Consider the following 13,548-nt stretch of genomic DNA (forward strand, 5'->3'; position numbering starts at 1 on the left):
TCATACAAAGATTCTTTTCTGTTGTCCGAATTCCCTTCGATTTCAAAACCTGCATGACCGTGCAGGAATGCCATTTCATAAAAGCTAACCAACTATTGGGAACAATCTGCGTTCGATGGAGGAATAGATGTCTGAACTCGCGATCTTCGGAGGGAAAAAAACCTGCGACTTCCAGTGGCCGGGCTGGCCTGTGTATGGAGATAAGGAACGTAATGCGCTGCTTGAAGTGCTTGAATCAGGCAAATGGTGGTACGGCGAGAAAGTTCAAGAATTCGAGAGCAAATTTGCCGAGTTTCAAAACGCGAAATACGGTGTGACGGCTACCAGCGGAACCACAGCCCTCGAATCCGCTCTCAATGCATTGGGGATAGGCGCGGGCGATGAAGTAATAGTCCCGCCGTATACGTTTATGGCCACAGCAAGCGCTGTGCTGCGAGTCAATGCGATTCCCATATTCGCCGATATCGAGCCTGACACTTTCTGCATAGACCCCGAAGATGTCAAGCATAAGGTCACCGACAGGACTAAAGCCATAATACCTGTGCATTTGGCCGGACATGTCGCCGATATGGACAGACTATGGGAGATTGCACGCAAACATGATCTATACCTGATTGAGGACGCCTGCCACGCATGGGGGAGCCAGTGGAACGGCAAAGGCGTCGGGGCAGTGGGTCATTGCGGTGTTTTCAGCTTCCAAGCATCAAAAAATATCAACAGCGCCGAAGGCGGGATTATGCTCACAGACCATGAGTGGATCGCTGATGCATGCCGCAGCATCACAAACTGCGGACGATCCAAGACAGGCGCATGGTACGAGCATCATGTGATCGGGTCGAACCTGAGGCTCACCGAATTTCAGGCAGCGATACTCCTTGCGCAGCTTACACGACTCGAATCGCAGACCATGAAGCGTATGCAGAGCGTGAAGATAATCGAGGATGTGCTTAGGGACGTGCCGGGAATACATCTGACCAGGCATGATGATCGAATGACAAGACGCAGCTATCATTTCTATCCGTTCAGGCTCGACCTGAAGCGACTCGGCATGTCACGAGCACGGTTCATCGAGGCTTGTGAGGCGGAGGGAATCCCATTATCGCCGGGCTATACAATGCCGCTGTATAAAAACCCCATGTTTCTCCAGGAAAAAGAGGGACCGGCCAACTGCCCGTTCTCATGTCCTTATTACGACAGAAAGATCGATTATGCCGGCGTAAACTGCCCCGTCTGTGAGGAAGTCTGCAATGACACATGCTGGATAACTCACCCGATGCTGCTGGCTGACGAAACAAATATAGCTGCCCTGGCAAATGGAATCAAAAAAGTCTGTGAGAATGCGGGGGAACTGGCATAATGTCGCTGTTCAGAGCATCGGCAACTCAGACCGATCTTGAGCCATGGCCGGGCGTATGGATGACCGGTTACGGCGCAAGGACAAAACCCGCCGAGGGCACTCATGACCCAATTATGGCTCGCGCACTGATGATGGATGCTGACGGAGAGTATCTCGTAATTGTCTCGTGCGACCTGCTCGGTATCGGCACCAATGATGTTAACGATATACGCAGGAGTATTCATCAGCAGACCGGCATACCTGAAAAATCCATTATGATCACAGGCACTCATACTCACTCCGGTCCGGCCACACAGTATCAGCGCGGAGTGATGGGCATGCTCAACCCCGAATGGCTCGCCAAGGCAAAGGAAAAGATCACAGAGGCTGTCTGCACGCTGCCCGGCAAACTGGAACCGGCCACATTCTCATATGCAAAGACAAAAATAGAAGAATTCGGATATAACAGGGCGGACAAGTCACGCTCGATAGACGAAGATTTCATAGCATTCAGCGTAGACTCATGGGCAGGCACAAATATCGCGACACTCATCAATTTCTCCACTCATGCGGTCACGCTGGGACCCCAAAATTTGCTCTTCTCTGGAGACTTCCCCGGTGCGGCATGTCGAAAACTGGGCAATATCAGAGGCGGGATTGGGATGTACCTGGCAGGAGCCGGAGGTGACGCCGACCCCATAATCAACCGCGACAGGGGCTGGGGAACCGGCACTTTCGAGGACGTGGAAGCATTCGGCAATATGCTTGCCCGTAAAGCAGATGAGCTTTTGAATGATGCTCAAAAGGCATGCGCGGTCAAGATCAAGACATGCAGTGAGATCGTGGATATGCCTATGGCTGAACCTGTCTCAGACAAAGAACTGACCGAACTGACAGCCAAGTATGAATCGGCTATAGCAGAGGCGGACAGTGCAGGAAAAACCTGCATGGAATCGGCTATGCTGCAGTGGGCAAACGATCTCAAAGCCGCAATCCAAAATAACTGCGTCCCCAAAACGACTCCTATCGAGATATTCGCGGCAAAGATAAATGACTTCTATCTAGTCGGAGTGCCCGTGGAGGCTTATTCGGATATCGCACTGGCGGTCAAAGCCGATATGTCACCAGCTGTTTGCGCGTTCGTCGGTTATGCAAATGGGCTATACTGCTATATCCCTGCTAAATGGGAATATGAGCAGGGTGGATATGCTGCTACGGCTTATCGGTGGTTCGAGGGAATGATGACGGGTTTTTGTGAAGATGCGGACAGCCGTCTGGTTTCGGCAATACTGAAGATATTCTCGCAGATGGATACGCAGGAATAGTGCCTGCTTGCGGCTAAAGCATATTGGGTAGTAATCACCCGGAGGTAGAAATTGAACGCAAATATACGCAGCGCATGCGTCGATAATATTCTCGACCTGGTCGGAAACACGCCCATGCTGCACCTGTGCAGAATTGCCGACGGCAACATATGGGCTAAAGCCGAATTCTTCAACCCCGCAGGCAGCGTTAAGGACAGGGTCGCCAAATATATAATCGAGCAGGCAGAGATAACCGGCAAGCTCAAACGCGGCTCCACAATTGTCGAGGCAACAAGCGGCAACACGGGGATTGCAGTCGCATTTGTAGGTAAGCTCAAAGGATATAAGGTCATCATATGCATGCCCTCGGATATGAGTGAGGAACGCAAGAAGATCATACGAGCACTTGGAGCAGAACTGGTCGAAACCCCAGCCAAAGAGAGTATTTCCGGAGCTGTCGCAAAAGCTGAGGATATCAGGCGTGAAATTGCCGACTCATTTTTGATGGGGCAGTTCGTTAACCCGCTCAATCCCGAGATTCACTACAAAACGACCGCAGTGGAACTATGGGAGCAGATGGAAGGGCGCGTGGACGGATATTGCGCAGGCGTAGGAAGCGGCGGAACACTTGGCGGAGTCGCCAAATTCCTAAAGGAAAAGAACCCCAATGTGCGGATTGCAGCCGTGGAACCCAAAAACTCTGCTGCCCTGCTCGGACATGAACCGGGACTGCACCAAATTCAAGGGATAGGTGATGGGTTCGTGCCGCCTGTGCTGGACGTTGAACTTATCGATGAGGTCATCACCGTAACCGATGACGACGCAATCAACACGACCCGAAGTCTTGCCAGCATGGAAGGCGCTCTGGTGGGCACGTCATCAGGAGCAAATGTCTGGGCAGCGATGCAGCTTGTTAAAAAGCTTGGACCAGGCAGCAGAGTGGCTACGATTCTGCCGGACCGCGTGGAGAGATATTTCAGCACCAGCCTTATCTAGCGTTTGCGAAACAGACCGATCCAAAGAAATGGTTCGCCAAACAGATCGCCCTTGGAGCAATGGTGCATCTGCCGCAATTCAATCGCCTCAAAATATGGGCTAAAAATTTTCATCAGCCTTGGTTTTGAATATCCCAAGCCACCGTGCATGCTGCGATCTCTATAAACTTGCCAGTCGGTAACATCAGCTCCGCCCATCTCCTCAGGTGACGCCGCACCCATACAGGTCAAGCCAAATGCTCCGCTGGGTTTGAGCGCTGTAGTTATTAGCGAGGTAAAAGACATCCTGCGGTGCGGGGGTATATGATGGAAGCACCCACAATCATAGACTAAATCATAGCTGCCGGCTTCAATTGGAAAGTCAAAAATAGACGAACATATGAAATTAACATCAACACCAGCCTCTGCAGATTTCTCCTTAGCCCATTCGATTGATACGGGTGATATATCTATCGCATCTACATTGCAGCCCTGCGTTGCCATATATATTGCATTTCTGCCCGCGCCACAACCAAGTTCAAGCACTCGACCCGGCTGTAACTGATTACTGTCGAACCAGCTAACCAGACACTCATCAGGAGCGTTTATGAAGAACGGAATCTGCTTGGACCTGTCGGAATAAAACGAATCCCACCATTTCGATTCATCACGCAAAAGGGAATCCAGCATACGCAGGACATCATCGTTGCTGAGAATTGTCTCATCAGGATTATCGTTGCGCCAGATATAGCTCAACCGGGCCCCCAATAAAAAAACCGCGCTCACAAAATCTATTGCAATCACGGTTTTTAATCATTCTGGTGGGTCGGCTGGGATTCGAACCCAGGACTCTCGCCTTAAAAGGGCGATACTCTACCACTGAGTTACCGACCCGTCGACATTGCGACTAGGAAATTATACCATCTTCGGTAGGGCACGGTCAACGCTTGTAAAGACTGATTTCAGATGATTTGGCAGACAGCAATTATGAATATAGAGAACGCAACATAGTCCGGCGGCTTCGGCAGCAGGGTTTGGTCTATGCAGAGTTATACGTTGCTGTCTGATGAAACCGCACGCTATCACGCTATATTGTACCTAGCTTGGAAAAATCATACCAAGGACGCATCCGCCAGATTCCAGGGTAAGCATGAGAAAGAAGCTCGTTGATCTGACCAATTTTACTCAGCAACTCTGACATGTCAATGCCAATTGCTGTGCAAAACTCGCCAAGATAATCACGGCTTTCACACTTACGCAAAAATATTGGAGCACTTAAGTATACACAACATATAGGTGCCCAGATACCATACCAACCTTCCAAGGACTCTGCTAAGCACGCTGAACGAAGAAAAAGAAAGTAATCCGCTGCAACAAAATCACTAAAGGTTATTGGTAAATCAGTTGCAGTCTCAAATTGCTCCTTAAGAACATCTGCAGTAACTGATATATGATTTAATCCTAGTCGCTTATTCCTATCATTGTCCAGAGATGGAATTATGCAACTTATTATATCATTTGTAACATATCCACCATAACGCATGCTTGGGTCGAACAGATTCATTGAAAGAATTTTTCCCATCCAGTCCCATTTCTCAGCTTTAACAAGTACAGCAATAAAACCGACAAATGACCTGTATATTAAAAACTTGTATCCATCAAACCAACTGTCTTTATAGTGTCCTGTAAACTCATCTGAAGGATGTTGTAAGTCAAGCAACTGTCCAAAGCCGTTGTAAATCGCTCTCACAGCGTCAAGCGAATCATATTCTGTAGCAATATCTGCTGCTCGTATCATCTGGTCAGAAATAGAAACACCGACATCAATTTGTTGCATAATTGCTTCGTCAGTATGGTCATAGCTATCAAAATCCGGCTTTGTATTCTGTATATCTTTGTAAAACTGGGCCATAAACTTGGCGTACGCTGAAGATGCCCTATTTGGAGTTATTAGCAATACATCATCAGGATTCTCCTTGATACTCTTATTGCTTCCAGAACGCCCAAGTGCAGTAACTGTTTTAGTTAGGTGTCGCTGCAGTTGTTCTGTTAGTTCCTGTATGGTGTTAAACGAAGCAATAAGCCCATTCGCACTACACTTCTCTTTATATTGCCTCAGCGCTTCCAATTGGTCTGTATCGACATCAGAGGGTGTACATGGCTTGTCCGAAAAATATAATCGTATAGGTTTTCCATTTTTCTGAAACACATCTATTTCTTCAGCAGTGCCGGATTCTGCAACTCCAGTTGGAGTACCTAACCGTGTCCAAAAAATTCCAATCAGAATGTCAGCATCTTGGACTATCTGATCGTTAATTATTGCTTGTGGCCTGTCACCCATTTCTGGTGTAGCATCTAGTTCCCATCTAGTTGGTTGCAGATATACACCATAAGAAGCAGAATTGGCAGAATTCCAGTTGGCAATAGCAGAACATATGGCCTCGCGTTCTTCTTGCACATCCCCTGGACTAGCAATTAAGACACTATATACAGTCGCATTTCTCAAGGTGTATTTCTCCTTTCGCCATATTGCATAATAAACCAAAGAGGATAGGCTGCGCCCTCACCCTAACCCTCTTCCCCAGGAGAGGGAATAAGGCCGGCATTACCGCACACACCAACAAAATAATCAATCCAATATACTCAATACTAAATCAGATTATTTGTCGTCTCCTATTTTGAGCACGCTCATGAAAGCCTCCTGCGGGACCTCGACGCTGCCGATGGACTTCATGCGCTTCTTGCCTTCTTTTTGTTTTTCCAGGAGCTTGCGCTTTCTGGTGATGTCTCCGCCATAGCACTTGGCAGTGACATTTTTGCGGTATGGGCGGACAGTGGCCGCAGCTATTATCTTGTGACCAAGGGCTGCCTGCACTCTGATCTCATATTGCTGGCGCGGGATTACGTCTCGCAGCTTCTCGACCAACACTTTCGCGCGTGTGTAGGCGCGGTCGCGGTGGGTTATGAACGAAAGCGCATCCACCGGATCGCCATTCAGCAGAACGTTGAGCTTGCTCAGTTGTGACTTTTCGTAGTCCGAGAACTCATAGTCGAATGACGCATAGCCCCGCGTGCGGCTCTTCAAAGCGTCGAAGAAGTCCATCAGAATCTCAGCAAGCGGCAGCTTGAATAGGATCATTACACGGTCGGGAGCAGGATACTCCATGGACTTATACAGTCCGCGCCTCTCCTGGCAAAGCTCAATAGTGACGCCCACATAGTCCTTGGGCACGATAATGGTCGCATCGACATACGGCTCCTCCACTGCGTCGATCTCGGTCGGCTCGGGAAGGTCGTTGGGGTTGTCTATGTCGAGCACATCGCCGTTTGTCTTGAGCACGCGATATATTACGCTCGGAGCAGTTGCGATCAGGTTAAGGTCGAACTCGCGCTCCAGACGCTCCTGCACGATCTCCATGTGCAGCAGGCCAAGGAATCCGCATCTGAAACCGAATCCAAGAGCAACCGAACTCTCAGGCTGGTATGTGAGAGCGGCATCGTTGAGCTGGAGTTTGGACAGCGCATCGCGAAGACCGGTGTATTGCTGCGATACCGTGGGATATAGACCGCAATAAACCATAGGCTGGACTTCTCGATAGCCCGGAAGAGGTTTGTCCGCTACCATGGAGGCGTCGGTGATGGTGTCCCCTACCCGTGTGTCACCCACATTCTTGATGCCAGCGGTAATATAGCCGACTTCACCCGCGCCGAGTCTATCAGTGGAGACCATATCGAGTTTGAAGATACCGACCGAGGCCACCTCGAACTCTTTGCCGCTGGACATCATTTCAATGCGCATATTCGGCCTTATCTCGCCGTCGACTACACGCACATACGCCACAACACCCAGATATTGATCGAAGTGTGAGTCGAATATGAGTGCGCGTAGAGGCTTTGCCGGGTCGCCCGAAGGCGGCGGGACCCTGGTCACAATTGCTTCCAGTATCTCCTGTGTGCCGATCCCCATCTTGGCGCTGGCCAAAATTGCGTCGGTGGCGTCTATCGCGAGCACGCTCTCGATCTCGTCAGCCACTCTGTCCGGCTCGGCGCGCTCCATATCGATCTTGTTAATTACAGGAATGATTTCGAGATTGTGGTTCATCGCCAGATTGGCGTTGGCAAGTGTCTGCGCCTCCACACCCTGGCATGCGTCGACCACCAGCACCGCGCCCTCGCATGCCGCCAATGAGCGCGATACCTCATAGGCGAAGTCCACATGACCCGGCGTGTCGATCAGGTTGAGTTCATATGTATTGCCGTCCTTGGCCTTGTAATTAAGGCGGACCGCCGTCATTTTGATCGTGATCCCGCGTTCGCGCTCCAAGTCCATCCCGTCCAGGAGCTGATCCTTCATGTTCTTGGGATCTACTGCGCCCGTATACTCGAGTATGCGGTCGGCTAGAGTCGACTTTCCATGGTCTATGTGAGCTATTATGCAAAAATTGCGTATGTTCGATTGAGAATTGTCCATCACCTATATTTTATCAGATTGAGGACTCTCAGGGAAGAAGCAAAAAGCAGATGAAGTAGTTCTGTTTCGGTCGCGATCGGATATCGTGCCCGAACACTGAAGAATGAGTATGGCTCGGCGGGAGCCCCGCCCTCCCGATATATCAATCAAACAATGAAGCCTCGCCTCCAAGCATATCATTGCGAAGGCGTCAGACGATAAACGATAACATGATCAGACGGTCAATTAATAGACCACCTGACTATCAATCCATCAAACTATCAGACTACATTTTCAGCGCACCACACGGAACCCAAGATCAAACCAGCCGTTATATGGGACTTCACTGCGGCGATACGCACAGCGCATACCATAGCCGCCCTCTCGCCAGCCGCCGCCGCGAAGCACTCGATAGCTGCCGGTCTCAGGCCCCTGCGGATCATCTGTCGGGCTTTGATGGTAATATTTGTTGCCGTACCAGTCACTGCACCACTCCCACACGTTGCCGGCCATGTCAAGACAGCCATGGGGACTTGCTCCATCTGGATAACTGCCCACAGGAGCTGACTGACACTTTCCATATCCACCGCCCGCCATGTTGTGGTCATTGGTGTTGTTGCACTTTTCGGCATCCCACTCATCACCCCAGGGATACACATTCGGATGATCGCCGGTCCAGCGAGCAGCCTTTTCCCACTGAGCCTCGGTCGGCAGATGACCGCCTGCCCATTTGCAGAAAGCCTCGGCCTCGTAATAGCTGATGCCGGTCACGGGATGGCTGTCGGTCTGAGTAAAACTGCCGGTTTCCCAGTCCTCCACTGCATCCCAATATTGCGGCTGAGTGCGGTCTCGCTTCCATTTCCATCCATCGCTCGACCAGTAATCGGGGTTTGAATATCCGCCTGCATCCATAAACTTGCGATATTCGCCACGCGTCACCTCATACTTGCCAATATAGTAACCGGAAAGGTTGACAGCGTGCTGGGGAACCTCGTCCGCATACGAATAGCCCTCAGAGCCGTTATTGCCCATCACAAAAGAGCCTGCGGGAATCCAGATCATTTCGCCTCTATAGGCAGAATCGCCGCGCGCGGACAGGTCGTTAGCATCAGCATATATGCACATGCTCAATATCACTGCAGGAATAATGGACAACGTACAGAACAGCTTCATGATCGCTCCTGTGAACAAATGACTGCCGATTCATACCGGTCGGCCATGCAACTGATATACAAAATATTGTAGCAGATTCTCAACCGGCATTGCAAAATACCAAATCGATGATAGTATAATATTAACTCATCAATTCTATCGGAGGGAAATGGGAATGCGGATGTGTGCAGTTTTGTTGGTAACGGCCTTGATTTGTGTCGCACTGCCGGCGTCGGCGGCTGTGGAACTGATAAAGGGTGGACGAACCGATTACTCTATCGTAATCGCAAAAAACGCATCACTATCAGAACACTGGGCTGCCAGTGAACTAAAGTCGTTCATGAACCAGATGTCGGGTATTATCCTGCCCTATGCGCCGGACAGCACCGATGTGCCCGAAAAGGCCATACTCGTAGGTAATTCACAGGCGCTCGATTCCCTTGGACTTGATATCGACTTCAAAGACCTGGGAGAAGAGGGGTTCACTATCAAAACCGTAGGAAGCCGCATTGTAATCGCAGGTGGAAGAGAGCGCGGCACGATGTACGGCGTCTATACGTTTCTCGAAATGCTTGGATGCAGATTCCTCAGCGCGGATGTGAATAAAGTCCCGAAAAGAACGGATATTGTTCTGGAAAATATAGACACCACACAAAAACCTGCATATGAGTATCGACGTATCGGAATTTGCGAGGCAGATGATCCCATATTCTCAGCGCGCCTCAGGTGTCCTACCAAACAGCCTGATGCTAAATACGGCGGCGGCATTACATACTTTCCATTCGTTCACTCATTTTACAGTCTCGTGCCGCGCGATATTTACTGGGACAGTCATCCCGAATACTATTCATTGATCGACGGCAAACGACAAAAGCACCCGACACAGCTATGCCTGACCAATCCCGAAGTACTGGACATCGCGAAAAAGACTGTGCTTGAATGGATGCGAGATCATCCCGATGCCGATATTATTTCGGTCTCACAAAATGACAATATGAGCTCCTGCCAGTGCCCAAAGTGCAGGGCAATCGAGCAGGAAGAGGGCAGCCCGGCAGGACTTATGCTCAGGTTTGTCAATGCTGTTGCAGAGGAAACTGAAAAATACTATCCCGATAAACTCATCGACACTCTGGCATACGGGTGGACAGTGCACCCTCCAAAGATCACCAAACCCCGCGCAAACGTTCGCGTGAGGCTATGTCCGATAGAATGCTGTGAGACGCATCCATATGAACAATGCAATTTTAAGGCAAACATTTCATTCCTAGAAGACCTAAAAGGCTGGGCAAAACTCACTGACAAACTTTACATCTGGCACTACAACACTGACTTCTCGAACTATCAAATGCCCTTTCCGGACTTTCGCGAACTTATGGACAGCGCAAAGCTCTATAGAAAAAATGGAGTCAAAGGAATTTTCTGGCAGGGCGCATACAACTGCGGACACAGCGAACTCGGCGAACTGCGGGCATACCTGCTTTCCAAAATCTCATGGAACCCGGATGTGGACGGCGAAGCCATAATCAAGGAGTTCTGCGATGACTTCTACGGCAGCTCAGGCAAATACATATACCAATACATTACACTTCTCGAGGACAAGGTCGCAGACGAAAACATACACATGCAAATTTGCGAAAAGCCGACCTGCCCATGTTTTTCACCGGATATAATCGCCAAATCGGACAGGCTGTTTGCTAAAGCCATGTCTGTTGCAGATTCGCATGATATCTTATACAGAGTTAAGCAGGCGTATCTACCGATAAAATATGTGAAGCTAATGCAGCCGATCCTTAGAAAAGAAACGGACGGCAAAGAAGCCGAATATGAAAAACGTATCGACGAGTTCCTTGACGAATGCGAAAGCTACGGGATAACCAGGATCAAGGAAGGCTTGACTGTCGATAAAGCAAGAGAGAGCTTCAAAAAAATGCTGTATAAGTAATCTTCGATTTCTGGAGGCTGAATGTATATAATCATTGCGGCAGTTGGCGTGGCAATCGTGTATGTTGTATTCACATATAACGCCTTAGCGTCGCTGCGAAACAGGGCGAGAAACGCATGGGCGGATGTCGATGTCCAGCTCAAGCGCAGATATGACCTGGTTCCGAACCTGGTTGCGGCTGTGCAGGGTTATGCCTCTCATGAGAAAAGTGTGTTCGAGGATGTGGCAAATCTCAGGGCAAAGGCGGCTCAGCTCGACGGCATAGGTGAAAAGGCCGGTGCCGAAAGTGATCTGTCGGGAGCGATAAAGTCGATTTTTGCGATAGCCGAAAGCTACCCGGACCTCAAGGCCGACGCAAATTTCCATGACCTCCAAACGCAGCTTACGGAAATTGAAGACCACATTCAATATGCACGTCGATACTACAACGCGGTCGTGCGTGATATCAACATCAAGTGCGAGATGTTTCCGTCCAACCTGATTGCAGGATGGTTCGGGTTCGGCAGGCAGGAATATTTCGGTGCCGCGGACGATGAGAGAGAATCACCGCACATCAAAATGGAGGAGCGATGAAGATATTCAAGTATATTCTGATCGCAGTTGCCCTACTCTGCACAACTCCAGCGATGGCATGGCAGATCACAAGCTATGACACGCGCATGGATATTCAAAAAGACAGCAGCATCATCGTCACCGAGACAATCACTGCCGACTTCACGAACGACCCGCACCACGGCATCTATCGCGACATTCCCCTTACGGGAGAGGATAGATATCGCAACAAATACCGTATCAGGGAAACAACTCTGGGCGTGACTGACAATTCCGGCACACCACAGACATACAAGCAGACAGCCAAAGGCGGGCGGATCAATATCAGAATTGGTAACGCAGGTGTGCTTGTCAGCGGTCCGAAAACGTATGTCATCAAATATCGGCTCTGGCGGGCAGTGCATTTCTTTAGTGATTACGACGAAATATACTGGAATGTCGTCGGACCGGAATGGCAGGTGCCCATCAATAATGCAACATGCATAGTCACAATCCCTGACGGCGCAAAGCCCGGATCGATTCAGACTGCGTCATACACTGGGGCATTAGGCTCCACCAGTTCGGACGGGTTCAGCGACACCCCCGACAGCCGCACTGCCAGATTCTGGATGAGACGTGCGGTCAACCCGGGCGAATATATGACTATAGTCGTTGGCTGGCCCAAGGGACTCGTAACCCAGCCGAGCTTTTCGCAGGAGGCAAAGTGGTTCGTCGCGGACAATGGCTATTTCTTCCTGCCGGTATTCTTTTTGTGCGGACTATGGCTTTTCTGGCTCAAAGAGGGACGGGACCCCGACACCGGCAAGAGTGAGATGATAGCATATGACCCACCGGACGGCATGAGCCCGGCGGAGATCGGCACACTGATAGACGAACGTGTCGATATGCGCGATATATCGGCATCAATTATCGACCTTGCAGTGCGCGGAATTATCAGGATCGAATCAGAAAAAACCAAAGGATTTCTATCCACCAAAATTGAGCATACACTCCGGCTAACCTCATCATATAGTGAAACGAGGAAGAATTCAGAGTTGAGCAGCTTTGACAACTTGTTGATCCAAGCACTCTTCAATGGCCTTGGTTTTTGTATTGTCTCTCAACTTTCGGGCAGGTTTTATAGTTATCTACCAATGCTCCGAAGCAAATTATATGACTCAATGGTCAAGCGAGGCTATTTCAACCGCAGACCGGATGAGGTTCGAATCGGTTATCAGATGGCTGGCTGGATGCTTGCGGCTGTTGGATTTGCAGGCGGGATTATGCTGGTGATTTCCAGCCAGATACCTGCAGCAATCGATATTCCCGCCGGATGGGCATTCGCCACAGGATTATGCGGAATCATGCTCGCAATAGGCTCACGTTTCATGCCTCGAAAGACGAAAAAGGGGAAAAATGCACTTCTTGCAGTTAAAGGCTTTGAAGAATATATATCGCGCGCGGAACGGGCAGATATCGAGTATCAGGAGAGACAGAGCTACTTTGAAAAGTTCCTACCATATGCAATGGCTTTCGGGGTTGTAGACAAATGGGCTAGAGCCTTTGATGGTCTACAGACTGAACCGCCGAAGTGGTATCACGGTTATGATGGATCATTCCAACCTACAATATTCGCATACGACCTCGACATAGCGACAAGTGATTGGAACAGCATCATGTCCACTCGACCTCGCACATGCAGCAGTGGAGACTATGCAAACTCCGGGAGTTCGGACTTTTTCAGCGGCGACAGCGGATTTTCAGGCGGCTGCTCCGGCGGAGGAGGTGGAGGCGGTGGTGGCGGCGCATGGTAAGTAGCAATCGAGGCAACTGCCTGTAGACCCTCCACTCTCAGGTAT

Annotated in this window: 10 protein-coding genes and 1 tRNA gene; 6 read left to right on the forward strand and 5 right to left on the reverse strand. The window is 49.9% G+C overall.

What is annotated here, in order from left to right; translation table 11 throughout:
• The first annotated feature begins 127 nt into the window (after window positions 1-127).
• From LLG46_03200 to cysK, 3 genes are read left to right on the forward strand one after another with little or no spacing between them, the layout of a single operon-like run.
• Window positions 128-1,357, forward strand: coding sequence for a DegT/DnrJ/EryC1/StrS family aminotransferase (locus LLG46_03200; GenBank protein MCE5322306.1), 1,230 nt, complete (start codon window positions 128-130; stop codon window positions 1,355-1,357).
• The gene (locus tag LLG46_03205; protein ID MCE5322307.1) at window positions 1,357-2,661 is read left to right on the forward strand and encodes a neutral/alkaline non-lysosomal ceramidase N-terminal domain-containing protein; all 1,305 of its coding nucleotides are present in this window, start codon (window positions 1,357-1,359) and stop codon (window positions 2,659-2,661) included. Before LLG46_03200 ends, LLG46_03205 begins: the two co-directional genes overlap by 1 nt.
• A gap of 51 nt (window positions 2,662-2,712) precedes the next feature.
• Window positions 2,713-3,636, forward strand: a complete 924-nt coding sequence (cysK, locus tag LLG46_03210) for a cysteine synthase A (protein MCE5322308.1) — start codon at window positions 2,713-2,715, stop codon at window positions 3,634-3,636.
• On the opposite strand, the gene LLG46_03215 is transcribed toward cysK, so the two are convergent.
• The 5 genes from LLG46_03215 to LLG46_03235 all read right to left on the reverse strand — a co-directional run bounded on the left by LLG46_03215 (window position 3,633) and on the right by LLG46_03235 (window position 9,237).
• Entirely contained in the window at window positions 3,633-4,304 is a 672-nt protein-coding gene (locus LLG46_03215; GenBank protein ID MCE5322309.1) for a class I SAM-dependent methyltransferase, read from the reverse strand. The genes cysK and LLG46_03215 overlap by 4 nt on opposite strands.
• 129 nt (window positions 4,305-4,433) lie before the next feature.
• Window positions 4,434-4,508 (reverse strand) — tRNA-Lys (locus tag LLG46_03220).
• Window positions 4,509-4,701: 193 nt separating this feature from the next.
• On the reverse strand, window positions 4,702-6,120 hold the full coding sequence (locus tag LLG46_03225) for a DUF4062 domain-containing protein (GenBank protein ID MCE5322310.1): 1,419 nt from the start codon (window positions 6,118-6,120) through the stop codon (window positions 4,702-4,704).
• A gap of 153 nt (window positions 6,121-6,273) precedes the next feature.
• A complete protein-coding gene (gene lepA, locus LLG46_03230) occupies window positions 6,274-8,085 on the reverse strand; it encodes a translation elongation factor 4 (protein ID MCE5322311.1) in 1,812 nt (603 codons plus the stop codon).
• A 273-nt stretch (window positions 8,086-8,358) separates the two neighbouring features.
• On the reverse strand, window positions 8,359-9,237 hold the full coding sequence (locus LLG46_03235; protein MCE5322312.1) for a formylglycine-generating enzyme family protein: 879 nt from the start codon (window positions 9,235-9,237) through the stop codon (window positions 8,359-8,361).
• 154 nt (window positions 9,238-9,391) lie between these two features.
• Between LLG46_03235 and LLG46_03240 the strand changes: the two genes are divergently transcribed.
• Genes LLG46_03240 through LLG46_03250 form a run of 3 tightly spaced genes read left to right on the forward strand, consistent with a single transcriptional unit; the run spans window position 9,392 to window position 13,503 of the window.
• Window positions 9,392-11,158 carry a DUF4838 domain-containing protein gene (locus LLG46_03240; protein ID MCE5322313.1) on the forward strand — a complete coding sequence of 589 codons (1,767 nt, stop codon included), beginning with the start codon at window positions 9,392-9,394 and terminating at the stop codon, window positions 11,156-11,158.
• Between the two features lie 21 nt (window positions 11,159-11,179).
• Entirely contained in the window at window positions 11,180-11,731 is a 552-nt protein-coding gene (locus tag LLG46_03245) for a LemA family protein (GenBank protein MCE5322314.1), read from the forward strand.
• Window positions 11,728-13,503, forward strand: a complete 1,776-nt coding sequence (locus LLG46_03250; protein MCE5322315.1) for a DUF2207 domain-containing protein — start codon at window positions 11,728-11,730, stop codon at window positions 13,501-13,503. The genes LLG46_03245 and LLG46_03250 overlap by 4 nt, the downstream gene beginning before the upstream one ends.
• Window positions 13,504-13,548 lie beyond the last annotated feature (45 nt).

The sequence above is a fragment of the bacterium genome (assembly GCA_021371935.1).
Classification (GTDB): domain Bacteria; phylum Armatimonadota; class UBA5829; order UBA5829; family UBA5829; genus UBA5829.